23 protein-coding genes are annotated in these 23,333 nt (G+C 64.4%); 10 read left to right on the plus strand and 13 right to left on the minus strand.

Translation table 11 applies throughout. The features are described from left to right. The first annotated feature begins 1 nt into the window (after window position 1). Together ACQR1H_RS07775 and ACQR1H_RS07780 are read left to right on the plus strand one after the other, a co-directional pair. Entirely contained in the window at window positions 2-349 is a 348-nt protein-coding gene (locus ACQR1H_RS07775) for a RidA family protein (protein WP_316179892.1), read from the plus strand. A gap of 126 nt (window positions 350-475) precedes the next feature. Then, a complete protein-coding gene (locus ACQR1H_RS07780) occupies window positions 476-1,867 on the plus strand; it encodes a M20/M25/M40 family metallo-hydrolase (RefSeq protein WP_316179893.1) in 1,392 nt (463 codons plus the stop codon). Between the two features lie 413 nt (window positions 1,868-2,280). Here ACQR1H_RS07780 and ACQR1H_RS07785 read toward each other — a convergent pair whose 3' ends face one another. Further along, window positions 2,281-2,406, minus strand: a complete 126-nt coding sequence (locus ACQR1H_RS07785; RefSeq protein ID WP_315803740.1) for a hypothetical protein — start codon at window positions 2,404-2,406, stop codon at window positions 2,281-2,283. 388 nt (window positions 2,407-2,794) lie between these two features. On the opposite strand from ACQR1H_RS07785, the gene ACQR1H_RS07790 reads away from it, so the two are divergent. Next, window positions 2,795-3,040, plus strand: coding sequence for a fumarylacetoacetate hydrolase family protein (locus ACQR1H_RS07790; RefSeq protein ID WP_410051947.1), 246 nt, complete (start codon window positions 2,795-2,797; stop codon window positions 3,038-3,040). Further along, window positions 3,025-3,801 carry a cyclase family protein gene (locus ACQR1H_RS07795; RefSeq protein WP_316179894.1) on the plus strand — a complete coding sequence of 259 codons (777 nt, stop codon included), beginning with the start codon at window positions 3,025-3,027 and terminating at the stop codon, window positions 3,799-3,801. The genes ACQR1H_RS07790 and ACQR1H_RS07795 overlap by 16 nt, the downstream gene beginning before the upstream one ends. Window positions 3,802-4,019: 218 nt before the next feature. Here the strand turns inward: ACQR1H_RS07795 and ACQR1H_RS07800 are convergent, their stop codons facing one another. Beyond that, window positions 4,020-4,631, minus strand: coding sequence for an SOUL family heme-binding protein (locus tag ACQR1H_RS07800; protein ID WP_316179895.1), 612 nt, complete (start codon window positions 4,629-4,631; stop codon window positions 4,020-4,022). 964 nt (window positions 4,632-5,595) lie between these two features. On the opposite strand from ACQR1H_RS07800, the gene ACQR1H_RS07805 reads away from it, so the two are divergent. Both ACQR1H_RS07805 and ccoG read left to right on the plus strand, forming a co-directional pair. Further along, window positions 5,596-6,390 (plus strand): fumarylacetoacetate hydrolase family protein, encoded by a 795-nt coding sequence (locus ACQR1H_RS07805; RefSeq protein ID WP_316179896.1) that lies wholly within the window; start codon window positions 5,596-5,598, stop codon window positions 6,388-6,390. 533 nt (window positions 6,391-6,923) lie between these two features. Beyond that, window positions 6,924-8,405 (plus strand): cytochrome c oxidase accessory protein CcoG, encoded by a 1,482-nt coding sequence (ccoG, locus tag ACQR1H_RS07810; protein ID WP_316179897.1) that lies wholly within the window; start codon window positions 6,924-6,926, stop codon window positions 8,403-8,405. Between the two features lie 7 nt (window positions 8,406-8,412). Here ccoG and ACQR1H_RS07815 read toward each other — a convergent pair whose 3' ends face one another. Continuing rightward, window positions 8,413-9,351 carry an acetamidase/formamidase family protein gene (locus tag ACQR1H_RS07815; protein WP_315803735.1) on the minus strand — a complete coding sequence of 313 codons (939 nt, stop codon included), beginning with the start codon at window positions 9,349-9,351 and terminating at the stop codon, window positions 8,413-8,415. Between the two features lie 307 nt (window positions 9,352-9,658). On the opposite strand from ACQR1H_RS07815, the gene ACQR1H_RS07820 reads away from it, so the two are divergent. Next, the gene (locus tag ACQR1H_RS07820) at window positions 9,659-10,033 is read left to right on the plus strand and encodes a transposase (protein ID WP_316179899.1); all 375 of its coding nucleotides are present in this window, start codon (window positions 9,659-9,661) and stop codon (window positions 10,031-10,033) included. 71 nt (window positions 10,034-10,104) lie between these two features. Here ACQR1H_RS07820 and ACQR1H_RS07825 read toward each other — a convergent pair whose 3' ends face one another. From ACQR1H_RS07825 to xoxF5, 6 genes are all read right to left on the minus strand, one after another. Then, window positions 10,105-12,438 (minus strand): molybdopterin cofactor-binding domain-containing protein, encoded by a 2,334-nt coding sequence (locus ACQR1H_RS07825; protein ID WP_434907372.1) that lies wholly within the window; start codon window positions 12,436-12,438, stop codon window positions 10,105-10,107. A gap of 2 nt (window positions 12,439-12,440) precedes the next feature. Next, window positions 12,441-12,893, minus strand: a complete 453-nt coding sequence (locus tag ACQR1H_RS07830) for a (2Fe-2S)-binding protein (RefSeq protein WP_316179901.1) — start codon at window positions 12,891-12,893, stop codon at window positions 12,441-12,443. Window positions 12,894-13,251: 358 nt separating this feature from the next. Next, window positions 13,252-13,815, minus strand: coding sequence for an S-(hydroxymethyl)glutathione synthase (gfa, locus tag ACQR1H_RS07835; RefSeq protein ID WP_315713222.1), 564 nt, complete (start codon window positions 13,813-13,815; stop codon window positions 13,252-13,254). Between the two features lie 33 nt (window positions 13,816-13,848). Continuing rightward, entirely contained in the window at window positions 13,849-14,958 is a 1,110-nt protein-coding gene (locus ACQR1H_RS07840) for an S-(hydroxymethyl)glutathione dehydrogenase/class III alcohol dehydrogenase (RefSeq protein ID WP_434848496.1), read from the minus strand. Between the two features lie 78 nt (window positions 14,959-15,036). Then, entirely contained in the window at window positions 15,037-15,516 is a 480-nt protein-coding gene (locus tag ACQR1H_RS07845) for a c-type cytochrome, methanol metabolism-related (protein ID WP_316179903.1), read from the minus strand. A gap of 132 nt (window positions 15,517-15,648) precedes the next feature. Next, window positions 15,649-17,451 carry a lanthanide-dependent methanol dehydrogenase XoxF5 gene (gene xoxF5, locus ACQR1H_RS07850; protein WP_316217013.1) on the minus strand — a complete coding sequence of 601 codons (1,803 nt, stop codon included), beginning with the start codon at window positions 17,449-17,451 and terminating at the stop codon, window positions 15,649-15,651. 406 nt (window positions 17,452-17,857) lie between these two features. On the opposite strand from xoxF5, the gene ACQR1H_RS07855 reads away from it, so the two are divergent. Continuing rightward, a complete protein-coding gene (locus ACQR1H_RS07855) occupies window positions 17,858-18,805 on the plus strand; it encodes a helix-turn-helix domain-containing protein (RefSeq protein WP_315803728.1) in 948 nt (315 codons plus the stop codon). A gap of 20 nt (window positions 18,806-18,825) precedes the next feature. Here ACQR1H_RS07855 and ACQR1H_RS07860 read toward each other — a convergent pair whose 3' ends face one another. Genes ACQR1H_RS07860 through ACQR1H_RS07870 form a run of 3 tightly spaced genes read right to left on the minus strand, consistent with a single transcriptional unit; the run spans window position 18,826 to window position 21,792 of the window. Beyond that, window positions 18,826-19,761 carry a substrate-binding periplasmic protein gene (locus ACQR1H_RS07860; RefSeq protein WP_316239544.1) on the minus strand — a complete coding sequence of 312 codons (936 nt, stop codon included), beginning with the start codon at window positions 19,759-19,761 and terminating at the stop codon, window positions 18,826-18,828. Next, window positions 19,761-20,096, minus strand: coding sequence for a c-type cytochrome (locus ACQR1H_RS07865; protein WP_315803726.1), 336 nt, complete (start codon window positions 20,094-20,096; stop codon window positions 19,761-19,763). The genes ACQR1H_RS07860 and ACQR1H_RS07865 overlap by 1 nt, the downstream gene beginning before the upstream one ends. Before the next feature lie 31 nt (window positions 20,097-20,127). Beyond that, complete coding sequence (locus tag ACQR1H_RS07870) at window positions 20,128-21,792, minus strand: methanol/ethanol family PQQ-dependent dehydrogenase (RefSeq protein ID WP_434883305.1); 1,665 nt, start codon at window positions 21,790-21,792, stop codon at window positions 20,128-20,130. A gap of 260 nt (window positions 21,793-22,052) precedes the next feature. Here ACQR1H_RS07870 and ACQR1H_RS07875 point away from each other — a divergent pair, with 260 nt between their 5' ends. Further along, a complete protein-coding gene (locus tag ACQR1H_RS07875; RefSeq protein WP_315803724.1) occupies window positions 22,053-22,445 on the plus strand; it encodes a hypothetical protein in 393 nt (130 codons plus the stop codon). A 223-nt stretch (window positions 22,446-22,668) separates the two neighbouring features. Continuing rightward, a complete protein-coding gene (pqqA, locus tag ACQR1H_RS07880; protein WP_009031067.1) occupies window positions 22,669-22,749 on the plus strand; it encodes a pyrroloquinoline quinone precursor peptide PqqA in 81 nt (26 codons plus the stop codon). 168 nt (window positions 22,750-22,917) lie between these two features. Here pqqA and ACQR1H_RS07885 read toward each other — a convergent pair whose 3' ends face one another. After that, on the minus strand, window positions 22,918-23,226 hold the full coding sequence (locus tag ACQR1H_RS07885; protein ID WP_315803723.1) for an EthD family reductase: 309 nt from the start codon (window positions 23,224-23,226) through the stop codon (window positions 22,918-22,920). Window positions 23,227-23,333 lie beyond the last annotated feature (107 nt).

Genomic DNA, 23,333 nt, shown 5'->3' on the forward strand with positions numbered 1-23,333 from the left:
GATGACGATCACCCGCAAGATCCGCTCCGCCATTCATCACCGCATCGTCGAGGCCAACGGATTCGTCTTCATCGGCGGCACCATCGCCGACGATACCTCGGTGTCGATGAGCGAGCAGACCCGCAACATCCTCGGCAAGATCGATGGTTTCCTGAAGGAGGCCGGCACCGACAAGACGCGCGTCGTCTCCGGCCAGATCTTCGTCACCGACCTGTCGAAGAAGAAGGAGATGGATGCGGCCTGGACCGCGTTCTTCGGTGACGACCTGCCGGTCCGCGCCACGGTCGGCGTCTCCGATCTCGGCGGCGGCGCGCTGATCGAGATCGTGGTCACGGCCGTCAAGGGTTGAGCATCGCGCCGCATCGAGCGGTCAATCGATCACGCGCGGGGCTCGCTCCGCGCGTGATTTGCTTTTCGGTCCAATTCGATCGAACATGAGCCTGTCCTTCCATTGCACGCGCCGAAAGCCGACATCATGAATGAAGAGCGAAGCCTGCCGCGTCCATCCGCTGGCCTGAAGGCAGTGTTCGCTCACATCGAGAATCAAAAGCAGGATTTCCTGGCCCGCGTGATGGACTATGTCCGGCATCCCTCGATCAGCGCTCACAATGTCGGCATCGCCGAGGTCGCCGCGCTGCTGGTGAGGATGCTGCGGGAGATCGGACTCGACGCCGAGACGGTGCCGACGGCAGGACATCCGATGGTGCTCGGACGCTGGCAGAAGAAGCCGGGCGCACCGACCGTGCTGCTCTACGGCCACTACGACGTGCAGCCGCCGGATCCGCTGGGGCTGTGGCTGAGCCCGCCGTTCGAGCCGACCATCCGCGACGGCCGCATCTATGCGCGCGGCATCGGCGACAACAAGGGCCAGCATTTCGCGCAGCTCATGGCGATCGAATCCCATCTCCGAGTGCATGGCGAGCTGCCCTGCAATGTGATCTTTCTGCTCGAAGGCGAGGAGGAGATCGGCAGCCCGCGCATCGCCGATTTCGTCGCCGCCAACAGGGACCGGCTGAAAGCCGACTTCGTCGTCACCGCGGACGGGCCGATGCACCCTTCGGGGCGGCCGACCATGACCTATGGCGTGCGCGGCATGTGCTCGTTCGAGCTGCGCGCCAGGCACGCCAGCCGCGACGTGCATTCCGGCAATCTCGGCGGCATCGTGCCGAATCCGATCTGGACGTTGGTCCACCTGCTCGGGACGATGAAGAATGCCGCGGGCGAGATCACCATCGACGGTCTGCATGATGCGATCGTGCCGCCGAGCGAGCTGGACATTGCGGCCGTGAAACGCCTGCCGCTGGATATCGATGCCGCCAAGGCGAGCCTCGGTCTCAGCCATCTCGATGCGCCGCCCGATCGCGGCTACTACGAACGCCTGATGTTCCATCCGACGCTGACCATCAACGGCTTGCACGGCGGCTATGGCGGACCGGGCAGCAAGACGGTGCTGCCCTGCGAGGCGTTCGTCAAATGCGACATCCGCCTGGTCGAGGCGATGACGCCGGACGACGTGCTGGCGAAGGTGGAGGCGCATGTGAAGCGCCACGCGCCGGAGGTGGAGTTCATCCGGCGCGGCGGCATGCTGCCGTCGCGCGTGCCGCTCGATTCGCCCTTTGGCGCGATCGTGCGTGATGCCATCGCGCTCGCCCAGGGCGTCACACCGCTCGAATTTCCGTGCACCGGCGGCAGTCTGCCGGACTACGTCTTCACCAAGATCCTCGGCGTTCCCGCCTTCGTCGTTCCCTATGCGAATGCCGACGAGGCCAATCACGCGCCGAACGAGAACATGACGATCGACTGCTTCTACAATGGCATCCGCACCGGTGCGGCACTGCTCGACCGCGTCGGCGCGCGCGAGCGCTGATGCCGGCGGAACGTCCATCACGATCCCGCGTGCAGTGCGGGAGGCGTCATCGCGCGGCCACGAACGGATGGCAAGCACACGCTGGTCCGTCGCGTTGCGGGCGAATCGGCCGCACGCGGCGAGATCGCGCATGGATTAACGCAGTTGATATCGCCTAGTCTCGGAAGGGATTAGTAAACGCCGCTTCAGGGCTCGGAGCTGCCACATGCACGACCCCGTTGACCAGCCGAGTGATTCGGCAAGTTCCGCTTCGCCATGCGCGCGCGATCAGCGCAGCGCTCCGGAACACCCCGCCGCGGTTGCTGTGATCCAGCTCGACCACGCGCCCGCAATCGAACCTGAGCCCAATGTCGATCAGGCTGCACAAAGCCCTGGCGCTCTCGGTCGGAAACGGTCCGATGGCGCGCATCTTGTCACACCGACGATGTGGCGTTGAGAAGGTTCCGTTCTTGGCGGAGATCGAACTTGCGCCGTTCGGCGACGAGTTCCTGAAGAACACCTTCGCCACCGACGCATTCGATCAGTTTGAGATCGCCCACTATTTGAGATCGCCACCGACAAGTCGCTGCTCGCGTTGCGCCGCGCCGACGATGTCGAGGAGGTCCGCGCGCCGCTCGAGCAGTCGCCGCAGCTGGAGCAACGGATGGCAGAGTGGGTCCACTCCAATGTCGGGAAGGTCACGGAATTCGTGCGTGCGGGAGCGTCAGGCGGCGTAGTCTAACGGTATCTCGGTCGGGATATGGAACCCGGCAGCGCGATGACAACCTCCGGTATCATCCGGATACCCACGACTCTCCTGATCTAGTAAGTAAAACCTAGCCCTTCTTGGGGCGTTTCCTCCCTGGACTTGGGCCGCCTGCACTTCTTGTGTCGGCGGCCTCTTTCTTTCAGGGGCTGGTCGGGCGCTCTGGCCCCGCAATCGGCCCCATGGGTGTTCCGTCCAGATCGTCCCAGCCGTTCAGCAGTTTGAGCTGGCTCCGCAACGGCTCACCGCGGCCGCGCTCGGCCGGCATGCTGTTTTCGTTCGAGGAGCTGATCGCCTATACCAGCAAGGACGAGACCCTGATGCCCGGCGAGTTCATCGGCTCGGGCACGGTCGGCAATGGCTGCGGTTGCCGACGACGACAACCAATAATGACAATCAGAGAGGACCGCCCATGGCCCGCAAGCTGATCGACATCTCCGTGCCCTTGCAGAACGATGTGCCCGCCGATCCGCCCGGCAATCATCCGACCATCACCTATATCGACCATCAGCAGGGCCTGCCGCGCATGCTGCAGTTCTTCGACGGGCTGAAGGCCGAGGACCTGCCGGACGGGCAGGGTTGGGCGGTCGAGCAGGTGAATCTTTCGACCCACAACGGCACGCATCTCGATGCGCCCTGGCATTTTCATCCGACGATGAATCGCGGCGAGCGCGCCTGGACCATCGACGAGGTGCCGCTGGAGTGGTGTCTGCAGCCGGGCGTGAAGCTCGACTTCCGTCGTTTCCCGGACGGCTATGTGGTGACCGCGAGGGATGTCGAGGATGAGCTCGAGCGCATCGGCCACACGCTGTCGCCGCTCGAGATCGTCGTCGTCAATACCTCGGCCGGCGCGCGCTTCGGCCAGGCCAACTACGTCAATTCGGGCTGCGGCATGGGCTACGAGGCGACCATGTATCTGCTCGAGCGCGGCGTGCGCCTGACCGGCACCGACGGCTGGAGCTGGGACGCGCCGTTCGTGTTCACCGCGCAAAGATACGCCGAGACCCACGATGCCGCGCTGATCTGGGAAGGCCACAAGGCCGGACGCCACATCGGCTATTGCCACCTGGAGAAGCTGCACAATCTGGAGCAGCTGCCGTCGACGGGGTTCATGGTGTCGTGTTTCCCGGTCAAGATCGAGCGCGCCTCGGCCGGATGGACGCGGGCGGTGGCGATCATCGAGGGGTGAGGAGGTGATGGCATCTGACTGTCAAATTGCGCCCCTCTTCCAGGGCGTCATGGCCGGGCTTGTCCCGGCCATCCATGTCGTTCGGTATTCCGGGGACGGCGTGGATGCCCGGGACAAGCCCGGGCATGACGGTACGACTTATTAGAAGCGTCCCGGGGCAACGCAGGGAGAGATCAGTCCCCTGACACGCTGCCAAGATTGGAGGCGATAGGAATGAGCTAACAACTACACGCCAGCATCACCTCGTTCCGCCGCAGCATGGGCAAGGTCCAGGGCGGATTGTAGAAGGCGAGCAGCGGTGCGCCGGACACGGCCAGTCCCTTCCGTTGCGCGTAGTCGCGCAGCACGCGGGTTTTCTCGGCCAGGATGCCGTCGGAATAGGAGCCCGAGAAGGTCAACGCGACCATGCGCTGTGCCGGGACGGGCGTCAGCTTGATCCTGCGGTCGGCCGGCGGCGGCAGCGTTTCCAGCGACCAACTCGACGGCATCACGAAGCTGACGCTCCACCGGTCGTTGTTCCCGCCATCCGTCGGTGGTGTGCCGCTGGCCTGCTGCTGCACCGGCGCCGTCATCGCGATCTTCGCCTTCGCACGGTTGGCGCCGAAGATGTAGCCGGCGATGATGCGAAAGCCTTCCTCGATCGCCGGCCTGCGCGCGCCCTGCACCTCCGCCTGCGCGATGATCATCGGCGCATAGGCGCGGATCTCGAACTCGCCGTCGCGCTTCACCACGTCATACTTGGGATGTTCGACCCGGCTCATGATCGGCCCCGCGGCAATGGCGGCGCCGGCCAGGACGAGCACGAGGAGGCTGGTGAGCCCAATCAGCATGCGGCGCCTCCTTGGTGGTGTCGTTTCGGTCATGGCGGTTGCGCCGTCAGGTTTGAGTAACGAGGGAACGCGAGCAAAGGTTCGGTAGATCACGTGCCGGGTGCTTGCCTGCGGGCGATCCTTCGCGACCCCTGCCTGCGGATCCGGATCAGCGATATCTGGGATCACACGCGTTGTGGGGGAGCGCCCCGGGTGACGCTGCGCTCGTCCGTGCTGCGCCTGGGCTGCCGGCAATGCGTGCCCGTCGGGCGACTCGGACCCGGGCGCCGCCAAGAGCGCTGCCCGCAACGCCTCTCATGATCGAAGATCGCGTGTGCGCCCAAAACGAAAAATCGCCCGCGCGTTCAACACGATCACCTCTGTCCAGATCTCGGCGTAAAAATTTCCTTCTTTCGTTTTATCGGAATACATGCTCTCCTCCCTCTATCCCGTCCTCATGCTGAGGGGCGTACGCGTCGTCACGATACGTTGAGGCGGGGAGCGGTGGCCGCGAGCTTGTCAGGTGCTGTTGCGCTGGACGATTGGCAACTCGCGGACGTTCAAGCCGTGTGGTCCTGGCGCCCCGATGCTGGCGCCAAGCTCGTTTGTGACGCGAGCCGTGACAGGCCGTGTCGCGCGGGCGATGGGGGCAATCAAGCCGGTCCCCAGGGAGAGCGCGGAGCAGACGTTAAGACTGCCGCGCAGGGAAGGCCGGGTCTGTCCGGCTGAACCTGTGGTACCTGCCGCCTGCATTTTTTTGAGCAGGCGGGCCACGGGCCTCAGCCGAGGCCCGGCCTTCCCTGCGCCCTCGCGATTCCAGCGAGGGTCTCGAGCATCGCTTCGGGCGCGTGTTGCGCCGCGAGAGCGACGGCGCGTGCGCGCATGGTGGCGCTGGCATACTGGATATGCTTATCAGTTGGGGCGCCCGACAGCGCTCAAGAACAACAGGCCGCCGGTCGCGACGGCTGACCCCAGGAGGACCCCAATGGCAGACACCTCACGCCGCCATCTTCTCGTTGCCGGCAGCGCCGCTGCAGCGGCCGCGATCATGACGGATACTCATCCGGCTGCGGCTCAGGCCGGACCGAAGCCGATCTTCGCCGTTCCGGCGACCACCATTCCGATCGCCGGCGAGCAGGGCGTGTTCCCGGTCCGCCGCATCTATTGCATCGGCCGCAACTACGCAGCGCATGCGATCGAGCGCGGCTCCGATCCGAACCGCGAGCCGCCGTTCTTCTTCCAGAAGCCGACGGATGCAATCCAGAACGTCGCGGTCGGCGAGATCGCCGATCATCCCTATCCGTCCCTGACCAAGAACTATCATCACGAGGTCGAGCTGGTGGCGGCGCTGAAATCCGGCGGCACCAACATTCCCGCCGAGTCCGCGCTCGATCATGTCTATGGCTACGCGCTCGGCCTCGACATGACCCGCCGCGACCTGCAGAACGGCATGGCCGCCGAGAAGAAGCCATGGGAGATCGGCAAGAGCTTTGATCATGCTGCCGTGCTCGGCCCGATCCATCCGGTCTCGAAGGTCGGCCACTTCACCAAGGGCGCGATCTCGCTCGCGGTCAACGGCACGGTCCGGCAGAACTCCGATCTCAACAAGATGATCTGGAGCGTCGCCGAGCAGATCGCGAAACTGTCCGAGGCGTTCGAGCTCAAGGCCGGCGACATCATCTATTCCGGCACGCCGGAGAATGTCGGCCCGGTGGTGAAGGGCGACGTGCTCTTGTGCAAGCTCGAAGGCCTGCCGGACATGTCGATCAAGATCGTCTGAGGATCGTGGATCTTGTTTACGAAGACGAACTTCTCCGCAGTTCGCTTCCCGCCTGTGGCTCATGGTTCGAGACGCGCCGCGAGCGGCGCTCCTCACCATGAGGCGCAAGCGGCGGGGCGGCCGCTGCATACGGGACTATGAACACGCTGTTGGCGTGTTCATGGAGAGGATCACGACTGTGACATGAGGCTCAAGCCTTTGACCGAGCATCCCGCCCTCATCCTGAGGAGCGCGCCGAAGGCGCGCGTCTCGAAGGATGGGCCGAGCAAAGAATGCCGATGTGGCGGCAATACGCTGTCCTCCTGCGGACCGCCGCCCAAAGAGCGGCGGCCGCCATCGTCGTCCCTCCGGATGCTGCGCCCGCCTCCATCGCGCTCGCTGCGCCGCGCCTCTCGTCGCCTGCTGGACGGGAACTATCGTTGTTCCCGCGCAAACAGTCGCTGCCACCCGTTCGCAAGTTTGTGGCCCGACAAAGAGCGTCCCGGCCTCGCCGCCTATCGTCGCCTGCAACAGGCAAGCGAACGAGGGCAGCCGTGGCCATCACCATCGAGATCGATCACGCCAGGACGCGGCGCATGGCGGAGGGACGGGGACAAAGCCAGTCCCAGGCACCAGCGCGCAGCCCGGCACGATCGCCGCGCAAGGCGGGTGGTCCTGTGGTTCCGCAGGGCGTCAAGGGCCCGATCCGCCGGCTCAAATGGCTGATCCTGGTGTTCACCCTGTCGGTCTACTACGTCACGCCGTTCATTCGCTGGAACCGCGGGCCGAATGCGCCCGGCCAGGCCGTGCTGCTCGATTTCGCCCACGGAAAGCTCTATCTCGGCCCAGCCGAGATCTGGCCGCAGGACCTCTACCTCATCACCGCGGCGATGCTGCTGGCGACCTTGATCCTGGTTCTGGTCAATGCGCTGGCCGGCCGTCTCTGGTGCGGCTTCGCCTGTCCGCAGACGGTGTGGACCGACCTGTTCCTGCTGGTCGAGCGCCTGGTCGAGGGCGACCGGCGGCAGCGGCTGAAGAACATCGGCGCGCCGCTGACGGCGAAACGCATCGCGCAGATCGCGGCCAAGCACGCGCTTTGGATGGCGATCGCGCTCGGCACCGGCGGCACCCTGATCTTCTACTTCACCGACGCGCCGGAGCTGGTGCGCGATGTCATCCATGGCGAGATGTCGGCGACGGCGCTGACCTGGACGCTGGTGTTCGCGGGCACGACCTACGGCCTCGCCGGCTTCGCGCGCGAGCAGGTCTGCACCTTCATGTGTCCGTGGCCGCGGCTGCAGGGCGCGATCTGGGATCCCGAAGCCTTCACCGTCAACTACCGTGACTATCGCGGCGAGACCCGGATGTCCGCCAAGAAGGCCGCCGAGGCGAGGTCGCAGGGGCTGCCGGCCGGCGACTGCGTCGATTGCGGCGCCTGCGTCGCGGTCTGCCCGATCGGCATCGACATCCGGCAGGGTCCGAGCTTCGCCTGCATCAATTGCGGCCTCTGCGTCGACGCCTGCGACGGGGTGATGGCCAAGCTCGATCGTCCGCGCGGCCTCATCGACTACGAGAGCTGGCGCAACATCGAGCGCGGCCGCGTCGGCGAGCCGCGTGTGTCGCGGCTGGTGCGGCCGAAGACGATCGGACTCGCGCTGGCCTGCGTCGCGCTGGCCGGCGTCATCGCGGTGTCGTTCGTGACCAAGACCACGGCCGTGCTGTCGGTGCAGCACGATCGTGATCCCCTTGCCGTGCGGCTGTCGGATGGTTCGGTGCGCAACGCCTACACCGTCAAGCTGCTCAACAAGTCCTCGGCCGTGCAGAGCTTCAAGCTCGGGATCAGCGGCGTCGACGCGGCGCTCGCCATCGTCGGCCATGCGGCGGCGGATGCGATCGAGGTCGAGCCCGACGGCTCGGAAACGCTGCGGGTGACGCTGACCATGCCAGAGCCCGAGGATGCCGACGTCACCTTCGAGGCGGTCGATCCGAGCGGGCAGGTCGTGCTGACCGCGCACGACCGCTTCGTCAACCGGTAGAGGAGGCTCAGAGATACGCCTTCGGCAGCAGCATGTGGATGCCCTTGTTGCCGTCGACCAGCTGGGTGACGCGCAGATTGCCGGCCAGCGAGCACAGCATGTAGGCCTGGTTGCGCGACAAATTGGTGCGGGCGCAGACGTGCTTGACCATCTCGCGCACCGCCTGCTTGGCGGCGTCGTCGAGATCCTCGTCGAGGCCGATCGACATCAGGTGGGTGGCGTTCTCGGCGAACGGCCAGGTGATGTCCATGTCCTTGCGCACGGTGAGGCGGAAGCTGCCGGTGACGCCGGTCTCGAGCGCGGTGATGCAGACCTCGCCGTCGCCCTGCACGCCATGGCCGTCGCCGGCAAAGAACAGCGCGCCCTCGTTGAAGACGGGCAGATACAGCGTGGTGCCGGGCCGCAGCTCCTTGTTGTCCATGTTGCCGCCAAAACTGCGCGGCACCGGCGAGCCGCACCGCCCCCAGGCCGGCGGCGGCGCAGTGGCGATGATGCCGAAGAACGGATCGAGCGCGATCTCGGTGCCCCAGGGCATGATGCAGACCTGGCGGTCGTGGTCGACCTTGGGGTGGATGGTCTCGTAGTCCGTGAACTCGTCGGGCAGGGTGCCGAGCAGCGGCAGGATCGAGACGAAGCCCCAGTCCTGGCTGACCTTGACGTTGAGAATGTCGACCTGAAGCGTATCGCCGGGCTGCGCGCCCTTCACATAGACCGGACCGGTGATGAAATGCGGTCCGGGCCCCTGGATCATGGTGTCGAGCGCGGTGAGGTAGTTGGCGGGAACGATCCTACGGTCCTCGGGCAAGGTCTCCTTCCCGCCGGCCGGAAAGGAATGCAGCGTCACGGTGTCGCCGGAGGCGACCTCGAGCACCGGCGGCGTCGTGCTGTCGAGATAGCCCCAGACCATGCTCTCATGCGTCGCGGGAATCTCGTGGCGTTTGGACATGGCAGGGCTCCTCGGGTCTCGGTCTTTGCAGCTGATATCAAGGCAGGATGTCGCGGTCGGCAACGCCAAAAACTGTTCAGCCTTGCTCACACGACCGGCAGCGGGCGACGTGTCTGGCGACGCGCGTCAATTTTGCCAATTGGCGGCGAGGCGCCGGCGGCCCGCGATGAGCCCGCATCGCCGCGCTTGACCTCGATCGCGGTGCGCCCACGCGGAGCGCGGTTGCGAGACCCATGCGTTGCCGCACTACCAAGCTCATGGAATTCATGCGAGATTGACCGCGTTGGCCGCGTAGGGGTACCTGATCATGCGACGTTCCCTGCACACCGAGCACGAAATTCTGGTTCTGCTTGGCGAGGCGGAGTCGGGCGTTCCGATTGCCGAAATTTGCAGCACGGCCGGCGTGTCGCTGCGCACCTTTTATCGTTGGCGTCAGCGCTATGGCGGTCTCAGCAGTCCTGCTCTGCGTCATCTGAAAGAGCTGGAGATCGAGAATCAGCGGCTGCGCTCGCTGGTGACGAAGCTCGTCGAGGGGCAGCCGAATGCAAACACGGCTATCAAGGCTGCGCCGGTGCCGCAGCGCCAGGACTGCGGCAGCACGCCTCACGGCGTGGCCGGCGCGCCGGGGCAGGGACGTGGCGCCGTCATTGGCCGCTATGCCTCGGTGCGCTATGGGCGCTGACTGATCCTGCGTCTTCCGGTAGGATCATCGGCCGGATCGCTCCGGCCGATGATCTGCTGATTGCTGCAAGCTTACGTCGCGAGCTGATTGCCGATCGGCAGCGCGCGCAGGCGCTTGCCGGTGGCGGCAAAGATCGCGTTGGCGAGCGCCGGCGCGAACGGTGGTACGCCCGGCTCGCCGACGCCGCTCGGCGGCGTGTCGGCATCGGCAGGGACGATGTGCACGTTCGTGATCAGCGGGGCCTCGTCGATCCGGACCACCGGATGGTCGTCGAAGTTGCGCTGCTGCACCCGGCCGTTTTTGAAGCTCACCTCGCCATATTTGGCGAGGCTCAGCCCCATGATCGCGGCACCTTCGAGCTGCGAGGCGATACGCTCGGGGTTGACGAAGGTGCCGCAGTCGATCGCGGTGTCGACCTGATGCACGGTCAGCTTGCCCTTGTCGTCGACCGACACCTCCACGATGGTGGCGATGTAGCTGACGAAGCTGCGATGCGCGGCGATGCCGAGACCGTGGCCCTTGGGCACCGACCGGCCCCAATTGCCTTTCTCGGCGACGAACTCGACGACGCGGCGCAGCCGTCCGGTATCGATCGGGTAGCTCTCGTAGGGCTCGCCGTAGTTCCAGAGGTCCTTCACCGAGGTGAGCTTGAGCACGCGCGGGCTGCCGATCAGATCGAGCAGCGTGTCCTTCTGGTCGCGGCCGGTGGCGTGCGCGATCTCGCCGACCATCGACTGCACGGCGAAGGCGCGCGGGATGTTCGAGACCGACCGGAACCAGCCGATGCGGGTCATCGCCTTGGCGGCCGGATTCTCGCATTGGATGTTGGCGATCTCGAACGGCATGTCGACGAGGCCCATGCCGAGCTCGAACGGCGCGGCATGGTCGGCGCCGGCGGCGAAGGTCGACAGGATGGTCGGCGCGACGCTGCGGTGACGCCACGCCACCACCTTGCCGCTCTTGTCGAGGCCGGCCTCGATGCGCTCCACCGACACCGTGTGCAGGAAATCGTGATGGATGTCGTCATCACGCGTCCACTGCACCTTGACCGGCGCGCCCACCGTCTTCGACAGCAGGGCGGCCTCGAGCGCGAAGTCGCATTTGGACTTCCGCCCGAACCCGCCGCCGAGCAGGGTGACGTTGACGGTCACGTTCTCCGGCGGAATCTGCAGCGTCTTGGCGACATCCTCGTGCGTGCCGCCGGGGCTCTGCACCGGCGCCCAGATATCGGCCTTGTCGCCCTTGACGTCGGCGACCGCGACCGGCGGCTCCATGCTGGCATGAGCGACGTGCGGCAGATAGTACTCACCGATGACGACCTTGTCGGCCGACTTCAGCGCGGCCTCGACGTCGCCTTCCTGTCGCACGACGAGGCCCGGCTGGCGCGCGGCGGCCTCGAGCTCGGCCCGATAGGCGACAGAGTCGTAGCTCGCATTGGCGCCGTCGTCCCACTCGACCTTGAGCACGTCGCGGCCCTTGATCGCGGCACCGGTGTTGCGTGCGATCACGGCGACGCCACCGAGCGGCTGGAACTTCGACGGCCACGGCCAGCCCTTGACCTCGATCACCTGCTCGACGCCGGGCACCTTCAGTGCCTCGGCCGGATCGAACGACTTGACCTTGCCGCCGGTCACCGGCGGCCGGGCGATGACCGCGTATTTCATGCCGGGCAGGCGGACGTCGGCGCCGTAGCGCGCCTTGCCGACGGTGATGTCGTGCAGATCGACGATGCTGACCTGACCCTTGCCGAGATAACGGAAATCCGCAGGCGACTTCAGCTTGATGGTGTCGACCGCAGGCACCGGCAGACCGGCGGCATCGGCCGCGAGCTCGCCGAAGCCGAGGCGGCGGCCGCTGGCGCTGTGCACGACCTCATGATTGACGGCCTTCACTTCGCTCGGCGGCACGCCGAGGCGCTTGGCCGCCGCGGCTTCGAGCATCGCCCGCGCCAGCGCGCCGATCTGTCGCATCGGCAGCAGATAGTGCCGCGTGCTGCGCGAGCCGTCGGTATCCTGGTTGCCGAACTTCACCTCGTCGCCGGGGGCCTGCACGACGCGCACGCGCGACCAGTCGGCTTCCATCTCCTCGGCCACGATCAGCGGCAGGCTGGTCCGCACGCCCGTGCCCATCTCGGACCGGTGGGCGACGATCGACACGATGCCGTCGGGGGCGATCGAAACGAAGACCTTGGGATCGACCACGGTGCCGTGCGGCATCTTGCCGGCGCCGGTCTCATAGGCGGCAAACGCCGGGCGCGACAGCAAGGGAGCCGCGAGCACGAACCCGCCGGCGAGCCCCAGCGTCTGCAGGATGGCGCGGCGCGAGACGTTCTCGACCTTGAGATGCCGCTCGAAGCCGCGGCGAGAAGCAGACTTTGCGATGTCGGGATTTGCGATGATGCTCATGATCACACCCCCGTCGAGGCCAGATGGACCGCATTCTCGATGCGCTGATAGCAGCCACAGCGGCAGATGTTGCCGGACATCGCGTCCCGGATCTGGTCATGCGACGGCTTGGGATTCTGGTTGAGCAGCGCCGCCGCCTGCATGATCTGACCGGCCTGGCAGAAGCCGCACTGCGGCACGTTGACCTGCCGCCACGCCTTCTGCACCGGATGATCCCCGGTCGGATGCAGACCTTCGATGGTGGTGACCTCGCGTCCCGCGACATCGGAAATCGCCGTGATGCAGGAGCGCGCGGCTTCCTTGTCGACCATCACGGTGCAGGCGCCGCACAGCGCCGCGCCGCAACCGTATTTCGAGCCGGTCAGGCCCAGCTCATCGCGCAGATACCACAGCAGCGGCAGGCTCGGATCGCCATCCCAGCTCTGCTCCTGTCCGTTGATTTTCACCTTGATCATGCTCGCCCTCGTTTTGTCGGACCAATGGTCGCCGGTTCTGATCGTTGGTGGACGCGCGCGGGACCACATGTCCTGAGTACACGCGCCGGATCAATTGGGAGTTGTCGGAAACGATCCATGATAGCAGACCGGGACAGACATCGGTCTACACAGGCGCGTGTGTTGTCAGAGCAGACGAGCGCAGCGCGTGCAGCCCACTGCAATGCAAACGCGGAACAATGGACGATGCGCCGACGACAATGGCGGCCACCAGGCGATAACGACGGCAAAAAAGAATGCCTCGCCAGCGTGGGGCAGGCGAGGCACCAAGTCTTCAGGAAGGAACGCTTCAGTTGTACGCTTGGTTACGTTGCGGCCGTCAGGCCGCCTTTGCTTTCGCCACGTGGGTGGCAATCGCATCCATCAGGGCCGGCGACAGGCAGTCATAGGGCTCGAGCCCCAGCTCCTTCAATCGCGCCCGAATCTCGCCCATCTGTTCCGGCTTCACGCCCGACTCGATCACCGAGGAGACGAAGGCCGCAAAGCCCGGCGCGGCCGAACCCTGCTCCTGGAACAGCTCGGGGTGAATGAAGTCGAGGCCGTAGAACGGGTGGCCCGTGTTCTCGATGCGGCCATACATATGCGTGCCGCAGCCGGTGCAGGCGTAGCGCTGGATGACGGCGGAGGGATCGACGATCTTGAGCTTGTCGCCGTTCTCCAGCACCGTGACGTTCTGCCGCGGCACCACTGCAACGACCGAGAAGGTCGCGCCGGAGGGCTTCCAGCATTTGGTGCAGCCGCACGCGTGGTTATGCGCGACATCGCCCTTGATGCCGACCTTGACCGGCCGGTCGTGGCATTTGCAGACCAGCGTGCCGCCGGCGAAATGGCCGCTTCCCTGTTTGACGCCGTTATCGACGGACGGATGGATGTGGACAGTCATGGCGCAATCCTCCTCAGTTTTGCGTGCTTGGGGTCAGAACACGACGACGGAACGGATCGATTTGCCCTCATGCATCAGGTCGAAGCCCTTGTTGATGTCTTCGAGCTTGAGCGTGTGGGTGATCATCGGGTCGATTTCGATCTTCCCGTTCATGTACCAGTCGACGATCTTGGGAACGTCGGTGCGCCCGCGCGCGCCGCCGAACGCCGTGCCCTTCCAGACGCGTCCGGTGACGAGCTGGAACGGGCGGGTCGCGATCTCCTTGCCGGCCTCGGCGACACCAATGATGATCGATTCGCCCCAGCCGCGATGGCAGGCTTCCAGCGCCTGGCGCATCACCGTGGTATTGCCGGTGCAGTCGAAGGTGTAGTCGGCACCGCCGTCGGTGAGCGCGACCAGGTGCTGGACGATGTCGCCGGTCACCTTCTTCGGGTTGACGAAATGGGTCATGCCGAAGCGGCGGCCCCATTCCTCCTTGCCGTCATTGAGGTCGACGCCGATGATCTTGTCGGCCCCCGCCATCCTGGCGCCCTGAATGACGTTGAGGCCGATGCCGCCGAGGCCGAACACCACGACGTTCGCGCCGGGCGTGACCTTCGCCGTGTTGACGACCGCGCCGACGCCGGTGGTGACGCCGCAGCCGATATAGCAGCTCTTGTCGAAGGGCGCGTCCTCGCGAATCTTCGCGACCGCGATCTCCGGCAGCACGGTGAAGTTAGAGAAGGTCGAGCAGCCCATGTAGTGATAGATGGCCTGGCCCTTGTAGCTGAAGCGCGACGTGCCGTCGGGCATCAGGCCCTTGCCCTGCGTGGCGCGGATCGCGGTGCAGAGATTGGTCTTGCGGCTGAGGCAGCTCTTGCACTGGCGGCATTCCGGTGTGTAGAGCGGAATGACGTGGTCGCCGGGCTTGACCGAGGTCACGCCAGGGCCGACTTCGCGCACGATGCCGGCGCCCTCATGGCCGAGGATCGAGGGGAAGATGCCCTCGCTGTCGAGACCGTCGAGCGTATAGGCATCGGTGTGGCAGATGCCGGTAGCCTTGATCTCGACCAGCACCTCGCCGGCCTTCGGCCCTTCGAGGTCAACCTCGACGATCTCCAGCGGCTTCTTGGCTTCGAAAGCGACCGCGGCGCGCGTCTTCATGTCTCAAACTCCTGTTTCAGTCTGTCAGGCCCGCGACCCTGTCCAGGGAAACTGTCCAGGCGCGGTCCTCGTCGTCAGTCATTTCTTGCCCATGCAGGAGTTCTCCGCTTCCGTATAGGCTGGCGGCTTGTCCTCATGCTTGGCGGGGCGAACGCGGCCCACCGCATCATCGCCGCGGGCGCGCAGGTAGACGTAGAGATCGTCCATGTAGCAGGCCACGTTCGGATTGTCGCCGAAGGCCGGCATGACGTTCTCCTGGGACGTGCTGACATTCTTGCGGCCGCTGGCGATGGTCCCGATGAAGTCGCCGTAGCTCATGTTCTTGACCGAGTCCTTGAGCGCCGGCGCGTAAGTCGATCCCATGCCGTCGGGGCCATGGCAGACGTGGCATTCGGAATGATAGCGGCGGTATCCGGAGTAGGTGTACCAGTCGACCGTTCCGTCGGCGGCCACCTTGTAGGTCGGAATGCCATCCTTATCGAAGTACTTCCCGTCCTCGGATTTGACGGCCTTGGCATCGCCGGGACCTTCGGCCCAGGCATTTTCGGCGACAGTCATCCCGCCGGTTGCCAGGCTCAGAGCCGTGGCGACCGCAAACCAGATTCTACGCAAGGGCGTTTTCCCATAATTTTTTGGAACAGGCGAACCGGCGCATGGATGAGATCCATGCGCCGGAGGCAGGTACCTGGCTTACTGCGGCAGCGAGAACACGGTGAGCGCGCCGCCGAGAGCGGTGTAGTTGCTCAGCGCGGCGTAGCCGCCGACGGCACCGAGACCGGCGGTCGGATCGGTCAGACCCGCCGCGAGACCAATGCCGGCCCAGCCACCGACACCCGAGAGAACGGCGACGTACTGCTTGCCGTTGGCCTCGTAGGTCGTGACGTTGCCGATGATGCCGGACGGGGTCTTGAACTTGTAGAGCTCCTTGCCCGTCTTGGCATCGACCGCCTTGAGGTAGCCTTCGAGCGTTCCGTAGAACACCACGCCGCCGGCCGTCGCGAGCGCACCGGACCACACCGAGAACGGCTCCTTGTTCGACCAGGCGATCTTGCCGGTCTTGCCGTCCCAGGCGATGAAGTTGCCCATATGGGTGTCACCCGCCGGCGGATACATCGACAGGGTCGCGCCGACATAGGGTTGACCTGCGGTGTAGCTCACCTTGAAGGGCTCGTAGTCCATGCAGACATGGTTGGTCGGCACGTAGAACAACTGCGTGTCCGGCGAGTAGGCGGCAGGCTGTTCGTCCTTGGTGCCGAGCGCCGCCGGGCAGATGCCCTTGGTGTTGACGTCCTCACCCTGCTTGTCCGTCGAGTATTGATCGACGACCTTCGGACGGCCGTAGGTCGCAGAGTTCTTGTCCATGTCGACGCCGGTGGTCCAGTTCACCTTCGGGTCGTACTTCTCGGCAACCAGCAGCTCGCCGGTGGCACGGTCGAGCGTGTAGCCGAGGCCGTTACGATCGAAGTGCGTGAGCAGCTTGCGCGGCTGGCCGTTGATGGACTGGTCGGACAGGATCATCTCGTTGACACCGTCATAGTCCCACTCGTCGTGGGGCGTCATCTGATAGACCCACTTCGCGACGCCGGTGTCGGCATGGCGGGCGAAGATCGTCATCGACCACTTGTTGTCGCCGGGACGCTGCTTCGGATTCCAGGTCGAGGGATTGCCCGACCCGTAATAGACCATGTCGAGCTGCGGGTCGTAGGAAATCCAGCCCCAGGTGCAGCCGCCGCCGGTCTTCCACTGATCGCCTTGCCAGGTCTTCAAGCTCGAGTCCTTGCCGACCGGCTTGCCGAGCGCGGTGGTGTTGGCGTCGAACAGGATCTGGTCATCCGGACCTTCGGAGTACGCCTTCCAGACCTGCTTGCCGCTCTTGATGTCGTAAGCGGTCATGCTGCACTGGACGCCGAACTCGCCGCCGGACGTGCCGACCAGCACCTTGTCCTTCACCACGAGCGGAGCCGAGGTTCCGGTCTGTCCCTTGGTCGGATCGCCATTGACGGCGGTCCAGACGTGCTGGCCGGTCTTGGCGTCGATCGCCACCAGCTTGTCGTCGGCCTGATGCAGGAAGATCTTGCCGTCACCATAGGCGACGCCGCGGTTGACGGTGTCGCAGCACATCACCGGAATGACGTTCGGATCCTGCTTGGGCTCGTACTTCCAGACGATCTTGTTGTCCTGCGCGAGATCGAGCGCATAGACCTTGTTCGGGAACGGCGTGTGCACATACATCATGTTGCCGATGATGAGCGGTCCGCCTTCGTGGCCGCGCAGCACGCCGGTGGAGAAGGTCCACGCGACCTGCAGCTTGCCGACGTTCTGGGCGTTGATCTGGTTGAGCTTGGAGTAACGCGTATTGGCGTAGTCTCCCGCCGGCATCACCCAGTCCTTCGGGTTGGCCGACATCTTGGCCAGCTCATCGCTGGCCCATGCGCCACCCGCGGCGAGCGCCGCGACTGACGTCAGACATGTTGCGAGTAGCACTCTTCGCATCGTCTTTCCTCCCGGGTTCAACTGAGGTTCCGCAGCACGCGGCCCAGTATTCGTTTTCGGCATCATTGAATATCCACTTCCCAACCGGGAAACTTGCCCAAAAGAGAAAAGAGCTTGCTCAAGAGTGAAGCGAATAGAAGTTTTTGAAGGAGATTTTGCTTTGCTGGTCCGCAACATGAGCGCCATTCTTGCTGCGCAGCATCAATTTGCAGCACCATGGTTCCACCGAAGGTTGACGTTCCCCTTGACCTTACAGAGACGAAGGCGGAGGATCACGCGGGGCGCGTTATGGAACGAAGTGCGCCGCGAAAGCCGCGGCCTTAAAATGGGAGCAATCTTGCTGCAGTCTCGTTCGCCGTCCTGCGGCGGACCCGTTGCGTTTCGATCATGAATCGGTGGATGAAACATGTCCGACACGATCCGCTCGCTTAATACTTCGGGATTCTCACCGAAGAGCCAGATCCAGCGTTGGTCAGATGCACTGACCGACCTGTGCGGACGTTTCGATGTCGATCCGCTGGAGGGGGCCTCATTCGAGGGGCGCATCAATTTCACGACGGTGTCACGTCTGAAGCTCTGCCAGATCGAGGCCAGCCAGCACCGTATTGCGCATACCTATGCGCGTGCGCAAAAGGCGGCACATCCCTACATCAAGATCTTGTTCCAGACCTATGGGACGTCCTATTTCGAGCAGGATGGCCGCCAGATCGAGATCGGCCCGGGCGATTGTCTCGCCTATGACGTCTCGTCGCCGCACACCATCATCAGCCCCGCGCTGACCCGCCATGACGTCGTGATCGTGCCGAAGGAGCTACTGCAGGAGCGCGGCTTCCGGTCGGAAAAGATGCCCGCGTACAAGCTGTCTGCGCGGAGCGGGACCGGTCGGATTGCGCATGACGTCACCCACGCCGCGTTCGATGAGGCGACCCGGCTTTCGCCCAACTCGGCCGTCAGCGTCGCCGAATCGCTGATCGATCTGTTGCTCCTGCCGCTGCGTGAGGCCGATCGCATGCTGGACCGCGCGGGACCCGAGGCGGTCTATATCCGCGCTCAAGCCTTCATCCGCGAGCATCTGCGCGATCCAGATCTTTGCATCGATCAGATTTCGGCGGCGCTCGGGTGCACCAAGCGCTACCTTCACATGGTCTTCAGCGATCGCGGCATGACGGTCAGCGACTACATCTGGCGGGCTCGGCTTCAGCATTGCCGGCAGGAGCTGGAGACGCAGAGCGGCAAGACCATCACCGATGTCGCGTTCTCGTGGGGCTTTTCGAGCTCGTCGCACTTCAGCCGCGTCTTCCGCAAATATTTCGGCGTCGTGCCGTCGTCGGTTCACAAGACGGCGGCGCGCTGAGCGCTCCTGCAGCGGCCGCGCTAGCGTGTGCCGCTCCGGATGATCCTCTGGAACGCGTCGCCCAGAATCACCGGCTGACGCGGCGGAAGGTAGGTCAGTCCGGCGGATCGGCCGAGAGTCGCAAGAGTCCCTGAGGCCTCGAGCTCCGTCAAGGCCTTGTCGACCGATGCGATGAGCTCGGCAGAGCTGGCCAGCCCGACATAACCTCGATTTGCACCGATCGGATAGCTGTACCCCGACGCGCTCAGCTTGGTGTCGGGATGAGCGGCCCGATACGCATCGAAACGTCTGCCATCGAGCAGGGTCGCGTCGAACTTGCCCTGTTCGAGCGCCCCGAGCAGATCATCCCGCGCCGGAATCAAATGCGTGATGTCGTCGATCAGCCGCCCCTTGTCGAACGTCATCAGGATTGCATCTGCCAACGTGCCGCTCTCGATTGCCAGCCGCAGCCCGGCCAGATCGCCGATGTCGGTAATCGGGCGCTGTTTCGCGGAAGGTCCGAGAACGACGGTCAGGGTCGAAAACATGTAGGGCTTGCTCGGCGTCAGCGTGCCGAGGGCAACACGGCGGCGGCGGTCGTCGCGCGTGGCGCCATCGAAGTCCGGCAGCTTGGCCGTCTTGACGCCAGGCGCGACCAGTCCGTCCTGGGTGAACGCGTAGCTGCCGAGCAGCGAGCAGCGTCCGTCCGATAGCAGCGCATTCGCCTCCAGCGCCGGACTGGAATCTTCGTCCAATTTGCTTTCGTACCACTGGATCTCGAGCTTCCTGCCAAGGCGGTCGGCGATCGCCTGACCCAGCAGGACATCGAAGCCGCCGCCGGGCTTGCCGCGATGATGGACCGAGAGCGGCGGAAGATTTTCGTCGAGACAGATGCGCAGCACGTCGTCAGCGGCTAAGGCCGCCGACGACATTGCCGACATTATCAAGGCAGCCAGCCAACAGCAGAGATGACGCATCACTGCGCTCTCCGGCTCGAGACGTAGGCCCACAGTGCGGTGATCTCGTCATCGCTGAGAATGTCGCCCCAGGGCGGCATACGGCCGTTCTTGCCCTGCTTCACCGTGGTGACGAAACGAGGCTGATCATCGGGAAACCGGCGCAGGTCTGGCGTTATAGTCCCGGAGTTCACCATGTTGGGCCCGTGGCAATGCGAGCATTTCTGGGCGAACGTCGTCTTGCCGAGGTCCACCTGGCTGTGTGCCGCGCTGTCATCTTGTTGTTGGGCGAGGGCGGCCGTCGACAGGACGGCCAACGTCGCCACGACGGCGGCGAAGGCCGCCGCCGCTTTCATGAACGTATTCTGTCTCACGGGCGATCCGCACTCAATTCTTGACCGCGAAGACCCACAACGAGCCGCCTGCCGGAACGTTGGCGAGGCGCTCGTCACCGGAGAACAGCGAGTAGACGCCGCCGTAGCCGGAGGTGACAGCGACATACTGGACGCCATCCTGCTGCCAGGTGACGGGCTGGCCCTCGATGCCGGAGCCGGTCTGAAACTGCCACAGCTTCTTGCCGCTGTCGGCGTCGAAAGCCTCGAACTCGCCAGTCAGCTTGCCCGAAAACACCACGCCGCCTGCCGTGGACAGCACGCCGGAGAAGCGCGGGATGTCGCTCGGCTGCTCCCACTTGGTCTTGCCGGTCATCGGATCGATGGCCTTGAGCTGACCACGCGGCCCTTCCGGCCAATCCCACAGATCCGTCAGATCCATGCCGAGGTACCACTCGCCGGCCTTGTAGGTCGCAGGCTCGGTCTTGTAGTGGCCGCCGAATACGAGCGTGTTGGCGTAGGCCAATCCGGTTTGCGGATTGAACGACATCGGCTCCCAGTTCTTGCCGCCGAGAATCGACGGATAGACCGTGACCTTCTTGCCCTCGCGCGCATCACGCGTGACATCGGTCTCGACCGGCTTGCCCGTCTTCAGGTCGATGCTGGAGGCCCAGTTCACCTTCACATAGGGGTTGGCCGCGAGCAGCTTCCCATTGGTGCGATCGAGCACATAGAAGAAGCCATTGCGGTTGGCGTTCATCAGCACCTTGGTCTGCTTGCCCTCGACGTTCATGTCGGCGAGCACCATCTCCGCGACCGCGTCGTAGTCGAACGGATTGTTCGGCGAGAACTGGAAGTGCCACTTCATCTTGCCGGTCTTCGGATCGAGCGCGAGCACCGAGCAGGTGTAGAGGTTGTCGCCCGGGCGCACCGCCGCGTTGAACGGTCCGGGATTGCCGACGCCCCAGAACACGGTGTTCTGCTCGGGATCGTACGATCCTGTGATCCAGGTCGAGCCGCCGCCGAGCTTCCAGGTGTCGCCCTTCCACGTGTCGCCGCCGGGTTCATCCGGGGTTGGCACCGTGTGCGTGCGCCACAAATGCTTGCCGGTCGCCGGGTCCCAGCCATCGATGAAGCCGCGTGTGCCGAACTCGGCGCCGGAGATGCCGGTCAGCACGACGCCGTCGGCGACCAGCGGCGCCACCGTCATCGAGTAGCCTTCCTTGATGTCGGCAGCCTTCTGGCGCCACAGCTCCTTGCCGGTCTTGGCATCGAGCGCAATGACGTTGGCATCGAGCGTCGTGCGGAACAGCTTGCCGTCGTACAGCGCGGCGCCGCGATTGATGATGCCGCAGCAGACCACGCGCGGCGTCTCGGCAGGATAGTCGATCTTGCTTTTCCAGATCTGCTTGCCGGTCTTGGCGTCGACGGCCATCGTCGCGTTGTGGGTCGTGACGTAGAGCACGCCCTGGTAAACCAGCGGCTGCGACTCCTCGCTGCGGTCATCGGCGAAACTGTAGTTCCAGACCGGAACCAGGTTCTTGGCGTTGTCCTTGTTGATCTGGTTGAGCGGGCTGAACCGCTGCAGATTGTAGCCCATGCCGTAGTTGAGAACGTTCGCCGTATCAGTTGCACCCTTGACCAACTGATCGGCGCTCTGCGCGCTTGCACCATGTGATGCAAAAAGGGCGAGGCCTGCGGCCAGCGCGATCCGCTTCATTCATTTCCTCCGAGATTTTTATGCGCGCCTATCCTGACGCTGCGGGAACAACACTCCGCTCGAAATCGGGAACCGTCAATACGAAAAGCTGGCAACCGCCCTCGGCGTATCGGGAAGCCGTCCTCGCTCGATTCGGGCATAGCGCCAAGCCGTTGCGCCGCTCACCGATCGGGATCGGCAAAATGGCACCGCCGTCATGCTGCATTGCGGCACGAACATTGCTTCACTGCATCATGCCGGGATAACAGAGGAGTAGGCGGATGAGACGAACCATCCTTTGGCTCGGCATGCTTTGTTGCCTTTGGGTGAGTGCGAGTGCGCGTGATCTCGGTCAGTGGGGAGCGGTCGATCCGGCGTTGCGCCAATGGTACGAGGCGCTGATGCAGCCTGACGTGCCGACGGCATCGTGCTGCGGCGAGGCCGACGCCTACTTTGCCGATGAGATCCATGTTCGCGACGGCAAGACCTATGCGATCATCACCGACGACCGTCCCGATGAGCCGCGTGGCCGTCCGCATGTCGATGTCGGCACGGAAATCGAGGTCCCGGATCACAAGCTGAAGTGGGATAAGGGAAATCCGACGGGGCACGGCATCATTTTCCTGAGCCGCAATCGGTATGTGTTCTGCTATGTGCAGCCGGGCGGTGCGTGAGCGGATGCTGCGGGCGCTCGTCCTCGGCGGATGATGCCTGCGTCGAGCAGCCGGAGACGGGCGGGCGGCGATTGCGGCGGAACGTTGTCGGGTCAACTACGCGACATCTGCATAGGGATCCGCCGGCGACGGTCGAGCCTTGCGTTCTTCCGAACGCGATCCTAGCTTCGGCCTTGGCGCGAGCAATGCGCCAGTCAATGATAGTCGAACTTGGGAGCTTGAAATGGCCTGGAAGACACCGAAGATCGTCGAAGTGCCGGTTGGCATGGAAATCAACATGTACGCCTGTGCGGCGCGCAAGTAACGCGTAGCGATCTGCCAAGCCACGAGGAGCGCCATTCGCTTCTGACTGGCTTGGCGGATCCATTCGATGGACGATCCGCGAGATCGTCCCGGCGACCGGCCTGTCGGCCGATCGGATATGACGGGCACGCCGCCGAACGTTGGTGACGGCCTGAGGACCGTCCAAGGGTCAGACGTCCTGCGTGTCGAAGATATACAGATCGACGCCGCCATCGGCGAAGTTGGGCAGATCGCCCGCCGCCGCCTTGCCTTCGGCAGAGCTCATCCCTGCCTGCAGTGCCGACATCGAATCGAATACCAGGGTGGCGACGAGGTGGAGGTTGGTGGGCCCCCCCGGCCCATTCACCGGGCCGCGGCTGATATCGTAGCTCTTCAGACCGGGAATCTTCTTCGCCAGCGGCACATGGACGTTCATATAGTGTTTGTCGAACGCCTCGGCGCTCTTGGGGGTCTTGTAGAGTACGAGAACCTTGGGCATCTGCTTCCTCCGCATTCGCTCTTTTTGAGGTCGATCGACCGATGCCATTGCAGCCGATCTGCCGGTTCGGATCAAGCGTCAGGGCGGCTTCGCCCAGGGATCGTCGC

It is taken from the genome of Bradyrhizobium sp. HKCCYLRH2015, assembly GCF_051168215.1.
Classification (GTDB): Bacteria; Pseudomonadota; Alphaproteobacteria; order Rhizobiales; family Xanthobacteraceae; genus Bradyrhizobium.

Bases quoted from the DNA above. Each gene is read 5' to 3' on its own strand.
- ACQR1H_RS07775 (WP_316179892.1), top strand. From the start codon at position 2: ATGACGATCACCCGCAAGATCCGCTCCGCCATTCATCACCGCATCGTC.
- ACQR1H_RS07780 (WP_316179893.1), top strand. From the start codon at position 476: ATGAATGAAGAGCGAAGCCTGCCGCGTCCATCCGCTGGCCTGAAGGCA.
- ACQR1H_RS07790 (WP_410051947.1), top strand. From the start codon at position 2,795: ATGGGTGTTCCGTCCAGATCGTCCCAGCCGTTCAGCAGTTTGAGCTGG.
- ACQR1H_RS07795 (WP_316179894.1), top strand. From the start codon at position 3,025: ATGGCCCGCAAGCTGATCGACATCTCCGTGCCCTTGCAGAACGATGTG.
- ACQR1H_RS07800 (WP_316179895.1), bottom strand. From the start codon at position 4,631: ATGCTGATTGGGCTCACCAGCCTCCTCGTGCTCGTCCTGGCCGGCGCC.
- ACQR1H_RS07805 (WP_316179896.1), top strand. From the start codon at position 5,596: ATGGCAGACACCTCACGCCGCCATCTTCTCGTTGCCGGCAGCGCCGCT.
- ACQR1H_RS07815 (WP_315803735.1), bottom strand. From the start codon at position 9,351: ATGTCCAAACGCCACGAGATTCCCGCGACGCATGAGAGCATGGTCTGG.
- ACQR1H_RS07820 (WP_316179899.1), top strand. From the start codon at position 9,659: ATGCGACGTTCCCTGCACACCGAGCACGAAATTCTGGTTCTGCTTGGC.
- ACQR1H_RS07825 (WP_434907372.1), bottom strand. From the start codon at position 12,438: ATGAGCATCATCGCAAATCCCGACATCGCAAAGTCTGCTTCTCGCCGC.
- ACQR1H_RS07830 (WP_316179901.1), bottom strand. From the start codon at position 12,893: ATGATCAAGGTGAAAATCAACGGACAGGAGCAGAGCTGGGATGGCGAT.
- gfa (WP_315713222.1), bottom strand. From the start codon at position 13,815: ATGACTGTCCACATCCATCCGTCCGTCGATAACGGCGTCAAACAGGGA.
- ACQR1H_RS07840 (WP_434848496.1), bottom strand. From the start codon at position 14,958: ATGAAGACGCGCGCCGCGGTCGCTTTCGAAGCCAAGAAGCCGCTGGAG.
- ACQR1H_RS07845 (WP_316179903.1), bottom strand. From the start codon at position 15,516: ATGACTGTCGCCGAAAATGCCTGGGCCGAAGGTCCCGGCGATGCCAAG.
- xoxF5 (WP_316217013.1), bottom strand. From the start codon at position 17,451: ATGCGAAGAGTGCTACTCGCAACATGTCTGACGTCAGTCGCGGCGCTC.
- ACQR1H_RS07855 (WP_315803728.1), top strand. From the start codon at position 17,858: ATGTCCGACACGATCCGCTCGCTTAATACTTCGGGATTCTCACCGAAG.
- ACQR1H_RS07860 (WP_316239544.1), bottom strand. From the start codon at position 19,761: ATGCGTCATCTCTGCTGTTGGCTGGCTGCCTTGATAATGTCGGCAATG.
- ACQR1H_RS07865 (WP_315803726.1), bottom strand. From the start codon at position 20,096: ATGAAAGCGGCGGCGGCCTTCGCCGCCGTCGTGGCGACGTTGGCCGTC.
- ACQR1H_RS07870 (WP_434883305.1), bottom strand. From the start codon at position 21,792: ATGAAGCGGATCGCGCTGGCCGCAGGCCTCGCCCTTTTTGCATCACAT.
- ACQR1H_RS07875 (WP_315803724.1), top strand. From the start codon at position 22,053: ATGAGACGAACCATCCTTTGGCTCGGCATGCTTTGTTGCCTTTGGGTG.
- pqqA (WP_009031067.1), top strand. From the start codon at position 22,669: ATGGCCTGGAAGACACCGAAGATCGTCGAAGTGCCGGTTGGCATGGAA.
- ACQR1H_RS07885 (WP_315803723.1), bottom strand. From the start codon at position 23,226: ATGCCCAAGGTTCTCGTACTCTACAAGACCCCCAAGAGCGCCGAGGCG.